General features: G+C 68.5%; 14 protein-coding genes, 3 tRNA genes and 1 pseudogene. 8 read left to right on the top strand and 10 right to left on the bottom strand.

Going from position 1 to position 20,780, the window contains the following annotated elements:
- Window positions 1–54: 54 nt before the first annotated feature.
- Together ABZ345_RS26995 and ABZ345_RS26990 are read right to left on the bottom strand one after the other, a co-directional pair.
- Window positions 55–3,492 carry a DUF4132 domain-containing protein gene (locus ABZ345_RS26995; RefSeq protein WP_359854287.1) on the bottom strand — a complete coding sequence of 1,146 codons (3,438 nt, stop codon included), beginning with the start codon at window positions 3,490–3,492 and terminating at the stop codon, window positions 55–57.
- 107 nt (window positions 3,493–3,599) lie between these two features.
- Window positions 3,600–5,147, bottom strand: a complete 1,548-nt coding sequence (locus tag ABZ345_RS26990) for a glycoside hydrolase family 13 protein (protein WP_359854284.1) — start codon at window positions 5,145–5,147, stop codon at window positions 3,600–3,602.
- 299 nt (window positions 5,148–5,446) lie between these two features.
- On the opposite strand from ABZ345_RS26990, the gene ABZ345_RS26985 reads away from it, so the two are divergent.
- The 3 genes from ABZ345_RS26985 (at window position 5,447) to ABZ345_RS26975 (ending at window position 5,745) form a co-directional block, all read left to right on the top strand.
- A tRNA-Gln gene (locus ABZ345_RS26985) sits at window positions 5,447–5,519 on the top strand.
- 2 nt (window positions 5,520–5,521) lie between these two features.
- Window positions 5,522–5,598, top strand: a tRNA-His gene (locus tag ABZ345_RS26980).
- A gap of 74 nt (window positions 5,599–5,672) precedes the next feature.
- Window positions 5,673–5,745, top strand: a tRNA-Cys gene (locus ABZ345_RS26975).
- Between the two features lie 76 nt (window positions 5,746–5,821).
- Here ABZ345_RS26975 and ABZ345_RS26970 read toward each other — a convergent pair.
- Window positions 5,822–6,397: pseudogene (locus ABZ345_RS26970) on the bottom strand (inositol monophosphatase family protein); the annotation flags it as partial.
- 49 nt (window positions 6,398–6,446) lie between these two features.
- Between ABZ345_RS26970 and ABZ345_RS26965 the strand changes: the two are divergent.
- The 3 genes from ABZ345_RS26965 to ABZ345_RS26955 all read left to right on the top strand — a co-directional run bounded on the left by ABZ345_RS26965 (window position 6,447) and on the right by ABZ345_RS26955 (window position 8,641).
- Complete coding sequence (locus ABZ345_RS26965; RefSeq protein ID WP_359854520.1) at window positions 6,447–7,481, top strand: DUF5937 family protein; 1,035 nt, start codon at window positions 6,447–6,449, stop codon at window positions 7,479–7,481.
- A complete protein-coding gene (locus ABZ345_RS26960) occupies window positions 7,478–8,218 on the top strand; it encodes a DUF1684 domain-containing protein (RefSeq protein ID WP_359854281.1) in 741 nt (246 codons plus the stop codon). The genes ABZ345_RS26965 and ABZ345_RS26960 overlap by 4 nt, the downstream gene beginning before the upstream one ends.
- A gap of 78 nt (window positions 8,219–8,296) precedes the next feature.
- Window positions 8,297–8,641, top strand: a complete 345-nt coding sequence (locus ABZ345_RS26955; RefSeq protein WP_359854279.1) for a peptidase inhibitor family I36 protein — start codon at window positions 8,297–8,299, stop codon at window positions 8,639–8,641.
- Here the strand turns inward: ABZ345_RS26955 and ABZ345_RS26950 are convergent, their stop codons facing one another.
- On the bottom strand, window positions 8,642–9,529 hold the full coding sequence (locus ABZ345_RS26950) for a hypothetical protein (protein ID WP_359854277.1): 888 nt from the start codon (window positions 9,527–9,529) through the stop codon (window positions 8,642–8,644).
- A gap of 332 nt (window positions 9,530–9,861) precedes the next feature.
- Here ABZ345_RS26950 and ABZ345_RS26945 point away from each other — a divergent pair, with 332 nt between their 5' ends.
- Complete coding sequence (locus ABZ345_RS26945; RefSeq protein WP_359854274.1) at window positions 9,862–11,214, top strand: aminotransferase class V-fold PLP-dependent enzyme; 1,353 nt, start codon at window positions 9,862–9,864, stop codon at window positions 11,212–11,214.
- Here ABZ345_RS26945 and ABZ345_RS26940 read toward each other — a convergent pair.
- The 6 genes from ABZ345_RS26940 to ABZ345_RS26915 form a co-directional block, all read right to left on the bottom strand.
- Entirely contained in the window at window positions 11,183–12,160 is a 978-nt protein-coding gene (locus ABZ345_RS26940) for a LacI family DNA-binding transcriptional regulator (RefSeq protein ID WP_359854271.1), read from the bottom strand. The two genes, ABZ345_RS26945 and ABZ345_RS26940, sit on opposite strands and share 32 nt — an antisense overlap.
- Window positions 12,157–13,497, bottom strand: a complete 1,341-nt coding sequence (locus tag ABZ345_RS26935; RefSeq protein ID WP_359854517.1) for a GH1 family beta-glucosidase — start codon at window positions 13,495–13,497, stop codon at window positions 12,157–12,159. Before ABZ345_RS26935 ends, ABZ345_RS26940 begins: the two co-directional genes overlap by 4 nt.
- A gap of 11 nt (window positions 13,498–13,508) precedes the next feature.
- The gene (locus tag ABZ345_RS26930; RefSeq protein WP_359854268.1) at window positions 13,509–14,321 is read right to left on the bottom strand and encodes a carbohydrate ABC transporter permease; all 813 of its coding nucleotides are present in this window, start codon (window positions 14,319–14,321) and stop codon (window positions 13,509–13,511) included.
- Window positions 14,318–15,265, bottom strand: coding sequence for a sugar ABC transporter permease (locus ABZ345_RS26925; RefSeq protein WP_359854265.1), 948 nt, complete (start codon window positions 15,263–15,265; stop codon window positions 14,318–14,320). Before ABZ345_RS26925 ends, ABZ345_RS26930 begins: the two co-directional genes overlap by 4 nt.
- Window positions 15,262–16,500 carry an ABC transporter substrate-binding protein gene (locus ABZ345_RS26920; protein ID WP_359854514.1) on the bottom strand — a complete coding sequence of 413 codons (1,239 nt, stop codon included), beginning with the start codon at window positions 16,498–16,500 and terminating at the stop codon, window positions 15,262–15,264. Before ABZ345_RS26920 ends, ABZ345_RS26925 begins: the two co-directional genes overlap by 4 nt.
- 161 nt (window positions 16,501–16,661) lie before the next feature.
- On the bottom strand, window positions 16,662–17,678 hold the full coding sequence (locus tag ABZ345_RS26915; protein ID WP_359854262.1) for a LacI family DNA-binding transcriptional regulator: 1,017 nt from the start codon (window positions 17,676–17,678) through the stop codon (window positions 16,662–16,664).
- A 117-nt stretch (window positions 17,679–17,795) separates the two neighbouring features.
- Here ABZ345_RS26915 and ABZ345_RS26910 point away from each other — a divergent pair, with 117 nt between their 5' ends.
- Window positions 17,796–20,642 (top strand): glycoside hydrolase family 2 TIM barrel-domain containing protein, encoded by a 2,847-nt coding sequence (locus ABZ345_RS26910; RefSeq protein ID WP_359854260.1) that lies wholly within the window; start codon window positions 17,796–17,798, stop codon window positions 20,640–20,642.
- The last annotated feature ends 138 nt before the right edge of the window (window positions 20,643–20,780 follow it).

Here is a 20,780-nt window from a genome sequence, read left to right as displayed (position 1 = left end):
AAGAAACCTGAGTTGATGTCTGTTGGGACCGTACCGACGGGGTCTGACAATTTCTCACGCCCGCAGGGATTCCAGCTCGGAAAGAACCTCGGAGATCGTGATCGGGTCGAGCTCGACGCTGGACGGCGCGGTCTTCTGGGTGGACCAGTAGCCGTCGCCGTTGGTGGAGTACCAGAGCTGGGTGAACTCGATCTCCGGGAAGTAGTCGACGGCGCCTACCGCGATGCCGGGGTCGAGGGAGGCGACCAGAGAGCCGCCGCGGGGGAACGGCCTGGTGATCCAGCCTTCGATGCCGGCGTCCTGGGGTTCACCGCGGACCCAGCCCTTCTTGGTGAGGCCGAGGATCTTGCCGATCGCGTACGACTCCTCGCTGTAGTTCTCCAGCCGGGTCATGAAGTCCTCGCCCGGCGTCAAGAGGTGCAGTGGGCGGCTCAGCTGCGGGAACGGTTGCAGGATCTCGTAGTCGGCGAAGACCTCGCCCCACGCCGACAGCGAGCCCTGAAGGTCTACCGGGTGCGCCACGCGGACGGTGGCGGTGCCGGGGAGGACGAACTCGTCGTCGGCGGAGTCGGCTAGCGTGCGGTCTTCGGCCAGGCGGAAGGACAGGCCCTCGTCGGTGATCCAGACCAGGCGGCGGACGATGTGCCACAGCAACGGGTGCGCGGCCAGGACGGTGTGGAACTCTTCCGCGGTCCAGGTGCGCTGGTCGACCATCGCGCGTTCGAGGCGGTGGATCTGGTCGGCCGCGACGGTGCGGACGTCCTTCTTCAGACCCGCGTAGCGCTTGTGTTCGAGCGGTGCGAGGTCCTGGTCGTCCTTGGCGCCGGGCTTGGGGAGGTCCTTGCGGCGCTTGCCGTCCGGGTCCAGGACGTAGGGCTTGAGCTGCTCGTCGAAGCCGACGGTGAACCGGCGCGGGCCGTAGTCGATCACCAGCGAGGCCTCGTCGTCCAGGCCCAGGCGGGGGACCAGGCGGTCCGCGAGCTGGTCGCGGGACAGGCCCAGCTCGGCGGCGATCTGGGCGACCTTCTCCTGGGCGCGGGACTTGAGGCCCTTGAACTTGACCTTCTCCGCGATGCTGTTGAGGTGGGACAGGGCGACCTCGGTGCCGATGTCCGCGAGCACGTCGAGGCCCGCCACGGCCTTCGCGTGCTGGCTCTCGCCGGGCCACTTGCGGATCAGCGGTGACAGCGCGCGAACGGTCGAGTCGTCGCCGAACCAGCCGAGCGCGGTGAGAGCCCAGCCTTCCTTCGCCGGTGCGCCGACCTCCTGCCAGCGTTGGAAAACGGCCCACGCGAACTCCGCCAGCGAACCGCGGTCGAGCGCGTCGCGGGCGATCGGCAGACCCGCGTAGACGTCGCCCTGCTTGGACAGGGCGGCGGTCATCAGCAGGTGCTTCGCGGCTTCCGGTGACAGGGCGTGCTTGCGGTCGCGCAGCAGGACCTGGGGCAACAGGCGGGGCTCGGCCCACTCGCCGATCGCGGGCAGCTTGGACGGCAGCACGTCGACCGGGTCGACGGACAGCAGCGCCTCGATGCCCTTGACCGCTTCGGCGGTCGGAGCGGCCGCGGCGACGTCCACACCCATTCCGTGCAGCTGGCGGAGCGCGGCCTCGGCGTTGCGGCGTTCGGCGCCCGGTGCGCCCAGCGCGGCGGGGATCAGGAACCGCGCGGCCATCTCGCGGTGCCGGCCGAGCCAGTCGACGGCGACGCGGCGGGCCTGTTTGAGGCGCACCAGCCAGTCCGCCATCACCGCGGCCACCTCGGGACTCGCGAACGGCAGCAGGACCGGCGCGGCGCTCGCGTTCGACTCGACGAGGTGCAGCAACGGAGGTAGGGCGTCGAAGCCGAACCGCGCGGCGATCCGCTTGCCCGAGCGCTCGGCGCTCCAGCCGTAGTTCGGCTGCCAGTCCACCAGCAGGTGCCGCACCTCGTCCTCAGGGGCCATCAGGAAGAGAGGGTTGGCGCTCAAGGGGTTCTTGTTCTTGAGGTACTCCTTCAGCAGCGCTTTCCAGTCGTGGTGGTCGCCCCAGTAGGCGCCGTCCAGCCACGCCTGCTGCTCACCGGGCTCCCAGACGGCCGACGGCGCGGGCACCGGGACGTCCTGCACCACCACGGGCTTCACCGGCGGGCGGCGGTGCAGCCACGGCGGCGACACCAGCAGCGACGGCAACGCCTCCGCCTGCGCTTCCGGCACGGTGGCCGACTCGATCGCGGTGAAGCCTTCTGGCGCTTCCAGGTGCGGGTGCGTCGTCAAGTGCACGCTCAGCAGTTGCCGCAGCTCGGCGTCGCCCTCCGCGCGCTCCGCGAGCAGCCGGGCCGCTCGCGCCGGGAACGCGGCCATCGCGGACAACAGCGCCGGGCGCACGTACTTGGTGGTCAGCCGGTCGAGCAGGATCGTGAACGCCTCGTCGGTCGGCAGCACAGCCAGCACCTTGAGCACCTGCTTGCGGGTGTCGGCCCGCTGATACGAGTCGTCCAGCTCCTTGGCGAGCAACGGCGCGATGGCCGGCCCCAGCACGTACGCCGCGGTGTGGAGGATGTACGCGCCGTGGGTCACCGTCGTGTTGGAGTTCGCGAACTCGTCGTAAGTGCTGGCACTGCAGGGAAGCATCCACCAGCGGGTCGCCGAGTTCGGCTGCTTGCACGCCTCGTCGAACCAGTCGGACCGCCACGTCGCCAGGTAGGCGCGGAACATCGCCGCATCGGGATGGCTCAGCCGGGCGAGCACGGCCTCCGCGGCCTCGCGCTCCTCGTCGCCGGCGACGGCCATGGCGTACCGCAGCACCATGAGCATCTCGGCGTCCCGGCTCCCGTTGCCCACGGGCACCATGCCGCCGTAGCGGTACAGGTGGGGATCGGTCCACTCCGACTTCTGCGGGATCCACACCGGGCCGCAGTAGATCCCGATGCTCTGCACCGTCGCCTCGATCGCGAACGCCAGCCCGTGGTCGGCGATCCAGTGGTGCACCGAGGCCACGTCGCGTTCGGTGATGATGGAGATCGTCGCCGCACCAACGGGATCCAGCTGACCGGCGAGGTAGTTCCGCGCGGCCTGCACGAGGTCCGCGTGGGAGTCCGGCGCGGCCAGGACCCGATCCAGCGTGGCCACCTGCTTGATCGCCCGACCTCTGGCGGTGGCTGCCAGCTCCTGGTCCACCGAGAACATCGGCGCCGGATCGAATCCCCGCTGCCGCACCACGTCTCGCAGCCAGACCTTGGGCAGCACCCACGTGTCCTCGTCGACGACCGGCGCGGGCGTGGTGACGATCTCAGCTGTGGCGGCGGCCGGGCTGACCGCGGCGTAGCCCTTCTTCTCCTTCTCCGCCACCAGTTTCGCGACGTGCGCCTCGGCCGCCTCGACGGACGCCAGCTCCTTGGTCTGGGTCTGACCGGCCGTCTCCAGCCGTCCGAACCGGACGGTCACCGAGGCACCGTCCCGCTCGATCTCCCAGAACTTCGCCGAGCCGCCCGAGACGAGCTCCCACCTGCGCACCGCCGTACCTCCTGAGTTCGATCCGGAGTCGATGCCGGCGACGCTACTCAGGAGGTCTGACAATTTTCGGCGATCACCAGAACTGGCAGGTCCAGCGGAGGTTCGGGTCAGATCTCCCACCACAGCGCGGTGTCGGGCGGAAGGAGCAGCTGCCCGTCGCGCACGCCGTAGTACGACGACGCCAGCAGCACCGCGCCCGGATCCGGCAGCGCGACGACCTCACCGGACAGGTTCACCGCGCACGCGAAGCCGTCGCGCTCGAACCACAGCACGTCCGCGGGGCCGTCCACCCACGTCACGCCCTCGCCCGCACCCAGTGCCGGGTGCCCGCGACGGATGCGCAAAGCGTTGCGGTAGAAGGACAACATCGAGTCCTGGTCGCCCGCCTGCGCCTCGACGCTGAGCTTGGCCCAGTCCGCGGGCTGCGGCAGCCACGACCCACCGGAACCGAAGCCGAGCGAGGGACCGGAAGACGTCCACGGCAGCGGCACGCGGCAGCCGTCCCGACCGCGTTCGGTGTGCCCGGAGCGTTCCCACATCGGGTCCTGCAGCACCTCGTCCGGCAGGTCCAGCACCTCGGGCAGCCCGAGCTCCTCGCCCTGGTACAGGTACACGGAACCCGGCAGCGCCAGCATCAACGCCAGAGCAGCGCGCGCCCGCCGCACACCGGTCTCACCACCGCCGTACCGCGTCACGTGCCGTTGCACGTCGTGGTTCGACAGCACCCAGGTAGTAGGCGCGCCAACAGGAGCCACGGCAGCCAACGACGAGTCGATCACCGCCCGCAACGCCTCGGACGACCACTGCGCCGTCAGGTAGTGGAAGTTGAACGCCTGATGCATCTCGTCATCACGGAGGTACAGCGCCGTCCGTTCGGCAGAAGGCGTCCACGCCTCCGCCACGAGCACGCGCTCACCGGGGTACGAGTCGACAACGGCGCGCCACTCGCGGTGGATCTCATGCACACCGTCCTGGTCGAAGAACGGCAACGCCTCCGTGCCCAGCAGCTTCAGCTGGTCTGCGTGCCCGATGTCCGGCAGCCCCGGCGCCTTGATCATCCCGTGCGCCACGTCCACCCGGAAGCCGTCGACGCCCAGGTCCAGCCAGAACCGCAGCACGTCGCGGAACTCCGCGCGCACCTCGGGCAGCTCCCAGTTCAGGTCCGGCTGCTCGGGCGCGAACAGGTGCAGGTACCAGGACCCGTCGGCCACCCGAGTCCACGCGGGCCCGCCGAACACCGACTCCCAGTCGTTCGGAGGCCGGTCTCCCACACCCTCGCGGAAGATGTAGCGCTCACGCCCACGCCCGGCCAGCGCCTCCTGGAACCACGCGTGCTGGTCGGAGCTGTGGTTCGGCACGATGTCGACGATCACCCGGATACCGAGCCCGTGCGCGTCGTCGACCAACGCGCGCACGTCGTCGAGTCCGCCGAACTGCGGGTCCACCGCGCGATAGTCCGCCACGTCGTAGCCGCCGTCGGCCATCGGCGACGCGTAGAACGGCGTGATCCACACCGCGTCCACGCCCAGGTCGCGCAGGTAGGGCAGGCGCGAGCGGATGCCGGGCAGATCACCGACGCCGTCGCCGTCCGAGTCGGCGAAGCTGCGCACGTAGACCTGGTAGATGACGGCGTGCCGCCACCAGTCCTGGGACATGGTCCTTGCCTTCCGCTGGGGTGTGTCAGCGGTCCAGGAAAGACGTTGCAAAAGTTTTCCGCAAGTCAACATGAGGAGTTCCGCAGAATCCGAGGCGATCCTGCAAGCTTTTGCAACGCCCTGATAATGCGTTGCGGCACGTCGGCGTCATCCGTCAGAGTGGTTCTCGACGAACCGGAGAAGGGAGCCAGCCGTGATGCAACACATGTGTCATCAGCACCGCTGGTGCTCCTCGGCATGAGCTGACTCATGTCCCGGGGAGCCGTCCCGTCGCCGCTGCGACGAGGCGGCTTTTTTGTTGCCCGTTGGTCCAATTGGCACGGACGCCGCGCTCTGGACGCGGAGATCGAGGTTCGAGTCCTCGACGGGCAGCTGTGACCGAAGCCGAAGTAGTCGAGGCGCCAGGTTGTGGTCCTGGTCGAAGCCGGTGCGAGTCCGGTCGGTCGCCCCATCGCGCGTGATCCGGTGGTCACCTGGGTCTCATAAGCCCGGGGTGCCTGGTTCAACACCAGGACGCGCGATCCCGACCCACGTCACGACGGTCGTGTGACGGTCTGCAAAGCCGGAGGACTGGGTTCGACTCCCAGGTGGGTCTCCAGGAGGGCGAGGAAGGCGCCGTGCAGGACACCGTTGGTGGCCAGCACGACGTCCTCCTCGATCATCGTGACGCGCCCGCCGGCTTCCTCCACGAGCACCGGCAGGCACGCCAGATCGAACTGGTCCACCCCCGATGCGAACACCGCGTCCACCTCGCCGGTCACCAACCGCAGCACCGACACGTCGCCGTCGACGACGACACAGTGCTTCAGCGCCGGCTTCCTCTTGCCGTGCAGACACACTCGCGCACCGTCCACCGAGTCCCGGACGGACACTCGGCCGGGCGTCTCACCGTCGCGTGTGATCACCCGGCACCCGATGCCGCGCCCGGCCGCCATCGTGACTCCCATGGACGGCAACGCGGACACGGCGAGCGCCGGGCCGTGTTCGTCCTCCATCGCGAGGTCCACCGAGTACGTCGGCCGCCCGCGCACGAAGTCGGCGGTGCCGCTGATCGGGTCGACGAGCCAGCGCCGGCTGGACACCCCGCGCCGTTCCGGGCGTTCCTCCCCGGCGACACCGTCGTCGGGCACCGCCTCCGCCAGCCGCCGGCGCACCAGGTCCTCCACGGCCAAATCAGTCGAGGTGACCTCGCTGCCATCTTGTTTGTACCGCACGTGCACGGTGTCCGAGTCGAACGCCAGTGCTGCCATTCGCGAGGCCTGGTCCACGATTCGCATCGCCAGGCGCAGGTCGGTCCACATGGCTGGGAAGCTTGTCGGCGGCTGCTCTTCCCGGGTAACTGATGTAGCGTTGTGCTACATGATCGAGTTCGTGCTCGGCGAGTCCGACCTGGTCGACGTGCGGTTCGCCGTGTCACCGCTGAACGAGCTCACACTGAGCCTGCGCGTGCTGAAGAACCCGGCGCGCCACCCGATGCACCTGCCGTTCGCCCGCCGGGTTCGCGGCGTCGACACCGAGGTTCTGCTGGCCCTGTCCAACGAGCGCGGGTGGACGCCGGACTTCCTCAGCCCCCGCCCGGTCACACCGTTCACGCGGTTCGAGGACGAGTTCGCCGCACTCCGCGAGGTGCCGGCACGCACGATGCGACGCGACTTCCGCGCGGTGCTCGGAGAAGTGCCCGCGGTGCTGCGTGACCGCGAACGGATGCTCGCCGCGGTGGAGCACTACTGGGAGGTGGCGTTCGCCGGGCGCTGGGACCGGATGCGCGCGATCCTCGAGGCGGACATCGCGTTCCGCGGCCGCGAGATGGTCCAGCACGGCCTGGCGACGATGCTGTCCGGCATCTCCGAACGGATCACGTTCGTCAGCCCGGTCGTGCGGGTGCTGATCAAGGGCGTGGACCCGTGGCGGGTGGAGGCGCGCGGGCAGGGGCTGACGCTGGTGCCCAGCCTGTTCGCGCTGCGCACGGCCGTGCCCGTGGACCCCGGCGCACCGCCGTTGCTGATCTACGCGGCCCGCGGCGCGGGCACGTTGTGGGAGACCGGCCGGCCGAGTGGTCCAGCTGCTCTGGCCGGCGTGCTGGGTCAGGTCCGGGCGGATCTGCTGGCGGAGCTGGGCGAACCGCGGTCGTCCACCGACATCGCGCGGCGCGCCGGCGTGACGACCTCCGCCGTCAACCAGCACCTGAGGGCGTTGCGCGACGCCGGTCTGCTGGCCTCGCAACGGCACGGGCGCAGCGTCGTCTACGCCCGCACCGAACTCGGCGACGCTCTCGTTTCCCATTCCGCGGGAAGGGGAAGCAAGGCCCCGGGCCTGTCGTTGGAACGGGTATGAGCTTCGCGGAGGACTGGCAGACCTGGAAGACGGACCGGGAGAAGAGCCTGGCCGACCCGTACGGGTGGCTCGCGCTCGTCTCGCTCGACTGGCTGGAGACCAGCCCACGCGCCTATGACGGCCTACCGGGCGAGTGGTGGCAAGACGACGACGCGGCCTACTGGCGCAACGGGGGAGAACCGCAGCGGTTCGAGCTCGTCCAGAGCGGTCCGGGCACGCGCGTCGAGGCGGGCGAGGTGGAGATCGAGATCGCGCGCCGGGGCGGTTACCTGATCCGCGTGCACGATCCGAAGGCCGAGGTGCTGCGCAACTTCCGCGGTGTGCCGTCGTACGAGCCGCAGGACCAGTGGGTGCTAGAAGGCGTGTACGAACCGTTCGACGAGCCAATCCCCACGACCGTCGGTGCGGTCGTCGAGGGCCTTAGCCACGTGTACGAGGCACCGGGGCGTGTGCGGTTCACGCACAACGGCGCCGAGCACACGCTGACGGCGTTCAACGGACGCAACGGCGGCCTGAACATCCTCTTCACCGACGCCACCAGCGGCGTGACCACCTACGCGGCGAACCGGTCTCTCGCGGCAACCCCGGTCGACGGCAAGGTGCTGCTCGACTTCAACCGCGCGACGAACCTGCCGTGTGCGTTCACCGACTTCGCCACCTGCCCGTTGCCTCCCGCGGGCAACCATCTGCCGTTCGAGGTCGAGGCAGGGGAGAAGACGCCCTACGAACGCGAATAGAAACCGGTACGGCGAAAGCCTTGACCCCGCCCAGTGACCCGGGAATGGTGCAATACAAGGGGAAACTGGGGAGGACTCATGAAGAAGATCGCTGTTTTGCTGTGCGCTCTGGCAGGTCTCGCCGTCACGCCCGCCGCTCAGGCGGCCGAACCGGACTGCACGTTCACCGACGCGTTCTGCGCGTGGGACCGTATCAACTACGAGGGCGCCAGGTTCAACGTCTCGCCGCTCGGTTCCTCGGCGTGCGTCGACTTGGCGGCACACGGCTGGGGCGACCGCATTCGCTCCGCCTACAACAACAGCACCAAGACCGCGTCACTGTTCGCGAGCACCAACTGCACCGGCCGGCCCTACCCGATCGACGGCAAGACCGGCCAGCCCGACATCACGTTCAAGGCGAAGAGCGTCTTCGTCCAGCGCTGATCACTCGCAGGCGATGCCGTCCTTGTCGCTGTCCAACCCGTAGATGTCACTGCCGATGACGCGGATCGGGCCCGCCACGTACGCGGGCCCGTTCCCGCTGCCGCCCGCACAGTCCACATCGGACGCGATCGGCACGCACCCGCTGTAGTTCGGGTCGCACTTCGGCTGCGGAGCCGGGGCGGGAACCGGCGCGGGCTGAGGCTGCGGCTTGGGTTGGGGCTGTGGCTGGGGTTGCGGCTTCGGCTGTGCGACCGCCTGGGGAGTGGTGGTCGTCGTCGTGGTGGTCGTTGTCGTCGTGGTTGTGGTCGTGGTCGACGACGCGATGGACGGTTGTGCCACCGTCGTAGTCGCGGCGGCGGCCGCGGTCGTCGTCAGCGCAGCGGCCTTGTCCTGCGGAGAACCGCCGATCGCGGCTCCGATGATGCCCATGGTGAAGAGGAACCCGAACAGGCTGGCCGCACCGATCGCCACCGGCTTCACCCACGACTTGCGCGCGGACACGACCGGCACCACCGCGCCACGAGGAATCTCGCGCGGCATCCGCAGCACGATCTGCAGCGACCCGTTGGCGCCGCGCTGGACCAACGCCGGGCACCCGGTCGCCCCGCCACCGGACTCCACGTGCATCAGCACGGGCGCATACCGTTGCGACATCAGGAAAGTCAGCTCACCGACGCGATACCCGTCGAGCCGCACCTCGATCCCGCGCTGACCGCAGTACTTGCCGGCGGCGATCATGCACCACGTCAGGTGCACGGCGACCTGCCGCGTCACCCCGTCCGGCACGGAGTAGCGGGCCAGCACGTCCTGGTGGTGCTCCTCGCCGGTGACGGTCACCGTCACCTCGCCGGGCACCATCACCAGTCCGGCGGCCGAGTTCTCGATCACTGTCGCACTCCCTCGGGTGGGTTCGTACGGCAGGACCATCGAAGGACCACGCCAGGTGTTACCGAGAGTGCCGCGAGATTGTGCCGTTCGAGTGAAAACAGGCCAACCGTGTCACGCAGAGTCGATGATCACCGATGTAACCCTTTCCGTCGGACCGAGCTGAGACGCACCCCTTCCGTGAGAGCGCTTTCACGCTAGGTTGACCCAAAGGGCGCAACACTTTCACCCGCAGGAGGGCAGGATGGCGCTGGACACGCCGTGGCGGCGGCAGTGAGAACTGCAGGACGGAATCCCGCGAGCACCGGGCGCAGTGAGATTCGTACCGTGTGCTCATGTTGCAGCCGGACCGCGAGACCAGGGCCGAATGGACGAAGACCGTGACCGCCTTCGTCGACGAGTTCATCGAGGGGTTGGAGGCCGCGCCCGCCTCGGCGCCGGGCACGGCACTCCTGCCTCCCGCGCCGGCCGAGACCCCCGGCGAGCTCGCTGACCTGCTCACCCAGTTCGCCGCGGCCGCGAGCCAGGCCGTGGAGACCGCCGGCCCGCGCTACCTCGCCTACTTCCCGGCGGGCGGCCTCTACAGCTCGGTCCTCGCCGAGTTCGCCGCCCAGGCCACCAACCGCTTCACCGGTGTCGCCTCCACCGCCCCCGCACTGGTCGCGATGGAGCACAGCATCATCCGCTGGTTCTGCGACGAGTTCGGCCTCCCACCCGCGGCAGGCGGCATCTTCACGACCGGCGCCTCGCTGGCCACTCTCTCGGCAGTGCACACGGCCCGTCAGGACCGCCTCAAAGCACACGACCCCAACGGCACCATCTACGTCACCCCACACACCCACCACTGCGTGGCCAAAGCCGCCCACATCACGGGCTTCCCGCCCGAACGGATCCGCCAGGTCCCCACCGACGCACACCTGCGCATGGACGTCCAGGCAGCTCAAGCCATGATCGCCGACGACCGCGCACAGGGCCTGCGCCCGTTCCTGATCATCGGCACGGCGGGCGCCACCAGCACCGGCATCGTCGACCCGCTCGACGACATCGCGGACCTGGCCCACCGGGAATCCCTGTGGTTCCACGTGGACGGCGCGTACGGCGGCGCGTTCCAGCTGACCGAACGAGGCCGGGCGATCCTGCACGGCATCGGCAAGGCGGACTCGATCGCGTGGGACCCGCACAAGAGCCTCTTCCTCCCGTACGGCACCGGCGTCCTGCTGGTCCGCGACGAGGCCAAGCTCCGCGCCGCCCACGTGGCCGACGGCGACTACCTGCAGGACCTCGACCACGGCACGGGCGTCCCCGACTACTCCGACCTGGGCCCCGAGCTCACCAGGGAGTTCCGCGGCCTGCGCGTCTGGCTCCCGTTGCACCTGCACGGCGTCAAGGCGTTCCGCGACGCGCTCGACGAGAAGCACGACCTCGCCGACCACCTCCGCACCGAGCTGGCCAAGATCGAGAACATCGAGCTGCTGCCGTCCGATCTCACCGTCGTGGTCTTCCGGAGCGCGAACAGCGAGCAGCTCCTCAAAGCGATCAACGACTCCGGCAGGTTCTTCCTGTCCAGCACCAGGCTCGGCGGCGAGTTCACGCTCCGGATCTGCGTGCTCAGCCACCGCACGCACGAGGAACACGTCGACGAGGTGATCGAGCTGGTCAGGCGCTGGTCCGCACCACCAGCGAAGTAGGCAGCAGCACCGACGGCGGCAGCCCCTCCTCGCCCTCGATCTCGGCGAGGAGGCGCCACGTCAGCATCCGCCCGAACCGCTCCACGTCCTGCCTCACCGTCGTCAACGGTGGCACCGCGGGCATGGAGTCGTCGAACCCCACCACCGCCACGTCGTCCGGCACGCGCAGCCCGGTCGCGTGCAGCACCTGCAACGCGCCGAGAGCCATGATGTCCGCGGCCACGAACACCGCGTCCAGCTCGGGCTCCCGCGACAGCAACGACGTCATCGCGGACGCCCCTCCCGCCGGCGTGAAGTCGCCGTACGCCACCAGGTCCGTGCGACGGCCGGACATCGCCCGCCGCCATCCGGACAGGCGGTCGAGCCCGACCGCCATGTCCGAGGGACCGGCGATGGTCGCGATCCGCTTGCAGCCCAGCGAGATCAGGTGCTGCGTCGCCTCCACCGCCCCGGTGAAGTTGTCCGAGTCGACGTACGGCACCGGGCCGCCCGCCAGTGGCCGCCCGCCGGCCACGACCGGCAGACCGTTGTCGTGCAACAACGACAGCAGCGGGTCGTGGCCGTGCAGGCTGATCACCAGCGCGCCGTCCACGTGCCCGCTGGTCAGGTACGAGCCGACGTCGCCCGGCTGGCTCATCATCAGGACCAGCTGTGTGCGGTGCCCGGCCAGTTCCGCGTGCACCCCGCGCATGACCCCCGCGAAGAACGGGTCTGCCAGCACGCGGCCACTGGGCTCGGACACCACCAGCGCGATCGCATTGGCGCGATGACCCGCCAACGACCGTGCAGCCTGGTTCGGCGTGTAGTCGAGCTGAATGACTGCCCGCCGCACCGCGTCCCGTGCCCGCGCGCTCACGTGTGGCGCTCCGTTGAGCACGCGGGACACGGTGGACTTCGACACCCCGGCCAACCGGGCGACCTCGTCGATGCCGGGGCGCTGGGTCATGACGCGATTGCGTTGCTGCGCGCCACGGCGGAGAACCAGTGGGCGCTCATCTTCGGCGTGCGCACCTGCGTGTCGTAGTCCACGTGGACGATGCCGAACCTCTTCGCGTACCCCTCGGCCCACTCGAAGTTGTCCATCAACGACCAGCAGAAGTACCCGCGCAGGTCCACACCGGCGGCGATGGCGGTGTGCGCGGCCCTCAGGTGCGAGGCCAGGTATTCGGTGCGTTCCGCGTCGTCGACTCCCGGCTGGTCCGGGTACGCGGCACCGTTCTCGGTGATGTACAAGGGAACCGACGGGTAGTCGTTGTGCACCCGCAGCAGCACCGATGTGAGCCCGTCCGGCCGCACCTCCCAGCCCATGTCGGTGACCGGCGCGTCACGACGCGGGAACGAGTGCGAACCGACCCCGACCCACGGCGACGGCCCGGTCTCGCCGGGAGAAGCGCTGACGTAGTGCTCGGTGTAGTAGTTCACGCCGAGCATGTCGAGCGGACCGGAGATCGTCTTGAGGTCGCCCTCCTTGACCACCGACGAGAACCCGAACGGCTCGAGGTCCTCGACGATGTCGGCCGGGTACTGCCCGTTCAGCAACGGGTCCAGGAAGATCCGCTGCTGCAGGCCGTCGAGCCGCCGCGCCACGTCCCGGTCGGCGTCGGACGACGGGTCGGCCGGGATGATCGGGTACATGTTGAGCGTGATGCCGAGTTCCTTGCCGGCACCGCGGATCACCTCGCCCGCCAGGCCGTGCGCCAGCAGCAGGTGGTGCACCGCGGCCACGGCGGCGTCCGGCTCGGTGCGGCCCGGCGCGTGCACGCCCGCCGCGTAGCCGAGGAACGCCGCGCACCACGGTTCGTTCAGCGTCGTGAACCCGTCGATGCGGTCGCCCAGCGCCCCGACGACCGACTCGGCGTACTCGGCGAACTTGTAGGCGGTGTCCCGGTTGGCCCAGCCGCCGGTGTCCTCCAGCTTCTGCGGGAGGTCCCAGTGGTACAGCGTCGGCCACGGCTTGATGTCGTGCTCCAGCAACGTGTCCACGAGCCGGCCGTAGAAGTCGAGGCCCGCCTGGTTGACCTCGCCGCCGTCCGGTCGCACGCGCGGCCACGCGATCGAGAACCGGTAGGCCTGCAGGCCCAGGTCGGCCATCATCCGCACGTCCTGCTCGAACCGGCGGTAGTGGTCGGCACCCGGCTCGCCGGTGTGGCCGCCCACGACCTTGCCGGGCAAGCGGCAGAACGCGTCCCAGATGGAGTCGGTGCGGCCGTCCACGTCGGTCGCACCCTCCACTTGGAACGCAGCCGTGGCGGCTCCCCACAAAAACCCGTTCGGGAAAGCGATGTTCTCCACCTTCACCCCTTCACAGCACCCTGCATGACACCCGCGACGATCTGCCGCCCGAGCACGAGGAAAACGATCAGAACCGGAACAGTCGCCAGAGTGGTTCCGGCGAGCACGAGCGAGTAGTCGACGTAGTAGCCGCTCTGCAGCTTCTCCAGCGCCACCTGGATCGTCGGGTTGTCGGCGTTCAGCACGACCAGCGGCCACAGGAAGTCGTTCCAGGACTGCATGAACGTGAACACGCCGAGCATCGCGGCGGCGGGCCGGGCGGCGGGCAGCGCGACGTGCCAGAACGTCCGCCACAGGCTGCAGCCGTCCATCCGCGCCGCCTCGACCAGCTCGTCGGGGATGGCGTCGACCAGGTACTGCCGCATCCAGAACACGCCGAACGCGGTGACGAGGTTCGGCACGATCACGGCCTCCAGCTCGCCGGCCCAGCCGAACTCCGCCATCGCCATGTACAGCGGGATGATCCCGAGCTGCGTCGGCACCGCGAGCGTCGCGACCACGAACAGGAACAGCACGTTGCTGCCCCGGAACCGCAGCTTGGCGAAGGCGAACCCGGCCAGCGTCGACAGCAGGACCACCGACAGCGTCACCGTGCCGGACACGATGAAGCTGTTGGCCAGCGACTTCCAGAACGGGATCGTGTCGAGCACCCTGGCCGCGTTGGAGAAGAAGTTCCCTCCTGGGATCAGGGTGAAGTCCCCGGTCAGCGCCTCGTTGTCCCGGCTCGCCACCAGGAACGAGTAGTACAGCGGGAAAGCCGAGCCGAGCACGAACGCGGCCAGCACTCCGTAGACCACAAAGGATGGACGCCTCATCGCACCGACTTCCTCGTGAGCCAGAAGTTGAGCCCGGCGACCAGAATGACGATCAGGAACAGCATCCAGGCGATCGTCGACGCGTAACCGAGGTCGAACTGCTGGAAGCCCGACTGGTACATGTAGAGCACGACGGTCTGGTACTGGTGCACGGACCCGCCGCCGCTGCCGCCGGCGGGCTCGAAGAGCTTCGGCTCGGTGAAGATCTGCAGCCCGCCGATCGTCGACGTGACGATCACGAAGATCAGCGTGGGCTTGAGCATCGGCAGCGTGATGCTGAAGAACCGCCGGATCGGACCGGCGCCGTCGACCACAGAAGCCTCGATCACCTCACGCGGGATCGCCAGCATCGCGGCCAGCACGATCAGCGCGTTGTACCCGGTCCACCGCCAGTTGACCATCGAGGCGATGGCGACGTGGCTGCCGAACGTGCTGGCCTGCCAGTCGATGGCCGGCAGGCCGACCGACGTGAGCACGTCGTTGACGAGGCCGTACTGCGGCCCGAACAGGTTCCCGAAGATGATCGTCAACGCGACCATCGACGCGACGTAGGGCAGCAGCACGCCCATCCGCCACCCCGTCTTGCCCCGCAGGTTGGCGCTGAGCAGAGAGGCGAGCAGCACCGCGATGATCAGCTGGGGGATGGTCGACAGCAGGAAGATGCTGAACGTGTTGAACAGCGCGTTCCAGAACTGGCTGTCGCCCAGCAAAGTCATGTAGTTGTCGGCGCCGACGAACTTCGCGTCGTCCGCGCCCAGTTCCCAGTCGAACAACGACACGTAGGCCGTGTACAGCAGGGGGAACACGCCGATGGCGGCGAACAGCACGAAGAACGGGGCGACGAACAGGTAGGGGGAGACCTTGGTGTCCAATGTGGACAGACGGTACCGCGGGCGGGTCTCCTCGACCCGCTCGCGGTCCGGCCGTGTGAGCAAAGCCGTCACTTGGCTACCTTCTGTGCCTCCGCGACGGCGGTCTTCCACGCGTCGTCCGCGGTGCTCTTGCCCTGCTCGACGGACAGCAGCGCCGCGCTGACGACGGTGTCCTGGATCTGACCGTCGGTCGGGCCCTTGTACTGCGCGGCCGTGATCTTCTGGGCCTGCGCGGCGAACAGCGCGCCGACCTTGATGTCACCGAAGTACGCGTTCGACGACTCCAGCAGAGCGGGGTCGGTGAGCGCCTTGACCTGGCTCGGGAACGTGGCCTTGGACTTGAACGCCTTGATCTGCTGCTCCGGCGCGGTCAGCCAGGCGGCGAGCTCCGCGGCCTTCTTCGCGTTCTTGCTCTGCTTCGGCACGGTCAGGTACGAACCGCCCCAGTTGCCGCCACCGCCGGGGAACGCCTCGGTCACGGCCCACTTGCCCTTGACCTCGGGGCCGCCCAGCTTCTCGATGCCACCGAGCATCCACGCGGGGCAGGTCTTCGTGGCGAACGCACCGGCCTTGACGCCGGCCTCCCACTCCTTGCTCCACGCGGGAAGCTTCGCCGACTGTCCCTTCGCGACAGCGCCGGTGACCGCGGTCCAGTCCGCCTTGACAGCCGGGTTGGTGTCGATGACGAGCTTGTCCTGCTTGTCGAAGTAGCCGAGCTCGTGCTGGTTGTGCATGGCGTTGAAGACCTGCGCGGCGCTGTCGAACCACGCGGCGCCGTTGGCCTTCGTCATGAACTTGTCACCCGCGGCGAAGTAGGTGTCCCAGGTGGCGAACATCGCCTTCACGGACTCCGCGTCCGACGGCAGGCCGGCGTTGTCGAACAGGTCCTTGCGGTAGCACATGGCCATCGGGCCGATGTCGGTGCCGTAGCCGACGAGCTTGCCGTCCTTGACCACGGCGTCGTACTTCCACTTCAGCCAGCGACCTTCCTCGATCTGAGGACCGATCTCCTTGAGGTCGTTGAACTGGCCGGCCTTGGACATCACCTGGGCGAGGTAGCCCTCCTCGATGGCCTCGATGTCGGCCAGGCCGGATCCCGCCCCGAGCTTGGTGAAGAGGTTCTTGTGGTGCGGGTCGGCGGTGCCGGTCTTGCGCTGCGTGATCTTGACGTCCGGGTGCGCTGCCTCGTACTCCGGGAGCAGGTCCTCGTACCCGAACTCGTTGAAGGTCGCGATGGTCAGCTCGGTCTTGCCGTCCTGGGTGGTCCCGCCAGACGACGAACAGGCGGAGGTGGTGGCGGCTAACAGAAGAAGCACGCTGACCCAACTGCGGTGGCGCACGGGAGAACTCCCTCGGTCTCGGCGGACAGATTCTGGGAGCGCTCCCAGAAGTTTCGTGGAGTGTTAACCGCACGACATGAGGGTGTCAAGAAGTTACGGGCCAGATTTCTGGGAACGCTCCCAGGTTGTTACGCGCTCGCTCGTTTGACGAGAGTCGTCGGCAGCAGCAACGACGGAGGCAGCCCCGCCTCGCCGGCCAGTTCGGCGAGCAGCCGCCACGTCATCGTGCGGCCGAGTTCCTCGACGTCCTGGCGGATCGTGGTGAGCGGCGGCGACGCGCTCGACGCGAACACCGAGTCGTCGAACCCGATCACGGCGACGTCGCCGGGGATGCGCTTGCCGTGCGCGTGGAGCACCTGCAATGCGCCCAACGCCATGATGTCCGCTGCGACGAACACCGCATCGAGATCGGGTGCCTTGTCCAACAGGCGTTCCATCGCCCGCGCGCCGCTCTCGGGCGTGAAGTCCGCGTGGACGACCTCGGCGGAGAGCTTCGCCTCGCCCAGCCCGCGCTTGAACCCGCTGAGCCGGTCCGCGCCGACGGCCATGTCCTTCGGTCCGGCGACCGTGCCGATCCGCTTGCGTCCCAGCGAGACGAAGTGCCGCGCCGCCTCGAGCCCGCCGGTGAAGTTGTCGGCGTCCACGAACGGCACGGACGTCGTGCCGAGTGGCCTGCCGCCGGACACGACCGGCAGGCCCATCTCGTGCAGCATCGGCACGAGCGGGTCGTCGCCGTGCAGGCTGACCAGCAACGCGCCGTCGACGTGGCCGCTGCTCAGGTAGGCGACCAGGTCACTGGTGTCGGACGGCTGGCTCATCATCAGCAACAGCTGCAGGTGGCGTCCGGCCAGTTCGGCGTGCACCCCGCGCAACACGCCCGCGAAGAACGGGTCGGAGAGCACTCGGCCGGATGGCTCGGAGACGACCAGCGCGATGGCGTTGGCCCGGTTGCCCGCGAGAGCGCGCGCCGCCTGGTTGGGGGAGTAGCCCAGCTCGGCGATCGCCGCGTGCACGGCGTCCCGGGACTTCGTGCTCACGTACTGCTCGTCGTTGATGACCCGGGAGACGGTCGACTTCGAGACCCCGGCGACCCGCGCGACCTCCTCGATCCGCGGTCCGGGGCGTCGTTTCGCCGTCTCAGTCATGACAGACATCCTAGGACGTGAACAGTCATCGGGTGAATGTAACTTTTTGGTCTAGACCAGGTTACATCTAACCGCTAGAACATTCAGACCAGCTCTCCGGTGTAGGGGTGAGATCCGATGTCTTGGCGGCGTCTGTTCTTCGTTCTGGTGGTTGTCCTCGGCCTGGTCATCCCGGTCACCAGCGCCGCCGCGGCTCCGCGCACCACGCTGTTCACCGGCGACTGGCGGTTCAAGCTGGTGAACACGGCGAGCGCCACCGATCCCACGGGCGCCTACGAGAAGGCGTACGAACCGGGGTACGACGACTCGGCCTGGCGGCGGCTCGACCTGCCGCACGACTGGAGCATCGAGCTTGACCCAACAGCGCAGGCGGCGGCGGGGGAGGGCTACTACCAGGCGGGCCTCGGCTGGTACCGCAAGACCTTCACGCTGCCGTCCACCACCAAGGGCAAGCAGATCTCCCTGGAGTTCGACGGCGTCTACATGGACTCCCACGTCTACGTGAACGGCAAGCTCGCCGCCAGTCACCCGTACGGCTACACGGGGTTCAACGTCGACATGACCGGCCTCGTGCACACCGACGGCAAACCGAACGTCGTCGCCGTCAAGGTCGTGCACCAGGCGCCGAGCAGCCGCTGGTACGCGGGCAGCGGCATCTACCGCAACGTGCACCTCGAAGTCACCGAACCCGTGCACGTCGCGCGGCACGGCGTCTTCGTGACGACTCCGAACCTGAAGACCACCTACCCCGCGGGATACGCCGACATCGACGTGAAGACCGAGGTCGTGGGCAAGGGCACGGTCACCCACGAGGTGCTCGACGCCGACGGCAAGGTGGTCGCGTCCGGGCGCACCCTCCGCGTCACGAAGCCGACGTTGTGGACCACTGTCAAGCCCTACCTCTACACGCTGGTCACCAGGGTGAACAGCGACACCGTGCGCACCCGGTTCGGCATCCGCTGGTTCGAGATCGACCCCGCCGAGGGCTTCTCGTTGAACGGCAAGGGCATGAAGCTCGAGGGCGTCAACCTGCACCACTCGCTCGGCGCGCTCGGGGCGGTGGCCGCCGAGGACGGCATCCGGCAGCAGCTGCAGACCATGAAGCGCATGGGCGTCAACGCGGTCCGCACCTCGCACAACCCGCCGGCGCCCGAGTTCGTGCGGCTGTGCGACGAGCTGGGCCTGCTGCTGATGATCGAGGCGTTCGACACCTGGCACACGCCCAAGCGGAAGTACGACTACGGCCGGTTCTTCGACCAGCACGGTGACGCCGACATCAGGGAAATGGTGCACGCGGCCAAGAACTCGCCGTCGGTGATCATGTGGTCGATCGGCAACGAGATCCCCGACGGCACCTCCACCGAGATCGGTGTGCCGATCGCGCGCAGGCTCATCGACGACATCAAGGCCATCGACCGCACCCGGCCGGTCGTGATCGGCTCGCACAGCTACACCAGCGTGCCCGCGGACGGTTCGGCGCAGGACCAGATCCTGCGGATGCTCGACGGCGTCGGCCTGAACTACAACAGCCCCAAGTCCATCGACGCCCTGCACGCCAAGTACCCCAAGACGTTCTTCTTCGAGTCCGAGTCGTCGTCGAGCACGTCGTCGCGCGGCGTCTACCTCGACCCGCAGCAGAAGAACACCGGCCAGGACTACACGCCGGGCAGGATGGGCAGTTCCTCCTACGACAACAACATCGTCAGCTGGGCGTCCAGCGGCGAGCACGCGCTGAAGAAGGACCGCGACCGCAAGTTCCTCGCTGGGGAGTTCGTCTGGGCCGGTCAGGACTACATCGGTGAACCCACGCCGTACAGCGGTGTCTTCCCGGTGCGGTCCTCGTTGTTCGGTGCCGTCGACACGGCCGGGTTCGAGAAGGACCAGTTCTACCTCTACCAGTCGCAGTGGTCCACGACGCCGATGGTGCATCTGCTGCCGATGAACTGGACGGACCACGAACCGGGCGAGAGCGTGCGGGTGTGGGCCTACAGCAACGCGGGCGAGGTCGAGCTCTTCCTCAACGGCCGAACGCTCGGCACGAAGTCGTTCCAGACCAAGAAGACCACGTACGGCAAGAGCTATTTGGAGACCGACGAACCGTCCGGTGACGACAGGACGTACCCCGGCGGCAGCTACACGAGCCCGAACGGCGGTACCGGACACCTCCGTCTGGAGTGGACGGTTCCGTTCGAACGGGGGACGCTCACGGCGGTGGCGCGCAAGGCAGGCAAGCAGGTCGCGACCGACACCGTGCGCACTGCGGGCGCGCCGGCACGCGTCGAGCTGAAGACGGTTCCCGGCAAGGAACTCGACTACGTGACCGCGACCGTCGTCGACGCGCAGGGCACCGTGGTGCCGTCCGCGGACAACCAGATCACCTTCGGGGCAAGCGGACGGATCGTCGGCACCGACAACGGCCGCCAGGAGGACCGGGAGAACTTCACGTCCCCGGTGCGCCACGCCTACCAGGGCAAAGCGCTCGCGATCGTGACCAGGGGCGCGCAGGTGACCGCGAAGCTCGGTGCGGCACCGGCGTCACCTCCCGCCGACGCGTCCTACTCCGGCGCGGCCGCCACGCTGCCCCAGCACATGATCGACGGCAAGCCGGAGACGGCGTGGTCGAACTTCTACACGAAGGCCCAGACCCCGCAGCTTGCGGCGACCAGCCTGTCGCACGCCACCGACTGGGTGGCGCTGAACTCGGCTGCGCGCAAGGTCGAGAAGCTCACCGCCACGTTCACGACCGGCGGTGTCTACGCGTTGCCGAAGGAGATCGGCGTCCGGTACTGGGACGGCACGAGGTACGTGCCGGTGACCGGGCTGAACGTGGCCTGGGCGGGAGAGTCTGGCGCGCCCAGCACCATCACGTTCGACCCGGTGACGACGACCAGCGTGCGGTTGTACCTGACGAGTGCGGCACCCGGTACGGCAGGAGGGTTCTTCCGCATCGCCGAACTGTCTTAGGCGGCTTGGCCTGACCATGATCTCGGGAGCATCCCTGTTTCCCCTCTTCGCGGCGGCGTGAGGGAAGTTTCCAAGATCGTCCGCACAAATTCCGCACAGCCGACCGGAGTTCTGGCACCATGCCCTCCGAGGAGGGTC

The organism is Lentzea sp. NPDC005914 (genome assembly GCF_040629405.1).
In the GTDB taxonomy this organism is placed as follows: Bacteria; Actinomycetota; Actinomycetes; order Mycobacteriales; family Pseudonocardiaceae; genus Lentzea.
Note: the sequence above shows the minus strand (reverse complement) of the source record. Positions and strands in the feature narration are given on the sequence as shown.

Excerpts from the sequence above, each read along its gene's own strand:
- ABZ345_RS26960 (WP_359854281.1), top strand. The coding sequence starts at position 7,478 with ATGAGCTTCGCGGAGGACTGGCAGACCTGGAAGACGGACCGGGAGAAG.
- ABZ345_RS26915 (WP_359854262.1), bottom strand. The coding sequence starts at position 17,678 with ATGACTGAGACGGCGAAACGACGCCCCGGACCGCGGATCGAGGAGGTC.
- ABZ345_RS26940 (WP_359854271.1), bottom strand. The coding sequence starts at position 12,160 with ATGACCCAGCGCCCCGGCATCGACGAGGTCGCCCGGTTGGCCGGGGTG.
- ABZ345_RS26910 (WP_359854260.1), top strand. The coding sequence starts at position 17,796 with ATGTCTTGGCGGCGTCTGTTCTTCGTTCTGGTGGTTGTCCTCGGCCTG.
- ABZ345_RS26955 (WP_359854279.1), top strand. The coding sequence starts at position 8,297 with ATGAAGAAGATCGCTGTTTTGCTGTGCGCTCTGGCAGGTCTCGCCGTC.
- ABZ345_RS26930 (WP_359854268.1), bottom strand. The coding sequence starts at position 14,321 with ATGAGGCGTCCATCCTTTGTGGTCTACGGAGTGCTGGCCGCGTTCGTG.
- ABZ345_RS26990 (WP_359854284.1), bottom strand. The coding sequence starts at position 5,147 with ATGTCCCAGGACTGGTGGCGGCACGCCGTCATCTACCAGGTCTACGTG.
- ABZ345_RS26945 (WP_359854274.1), top strand. The coding sequence starts at position 9,862 with ATGTTGCAGCCGGACCGCGAGACCAGGGCCGAATGGACGAAGACCGTG.
- ABZ345_RS26965 (WP_359854520.1), top strand. The coding sequence starts at position 6,447 with ATGGCTGGGAAGCTTGTCGGCGGCTGCTCTTCCCGGGTAACTGATGTA.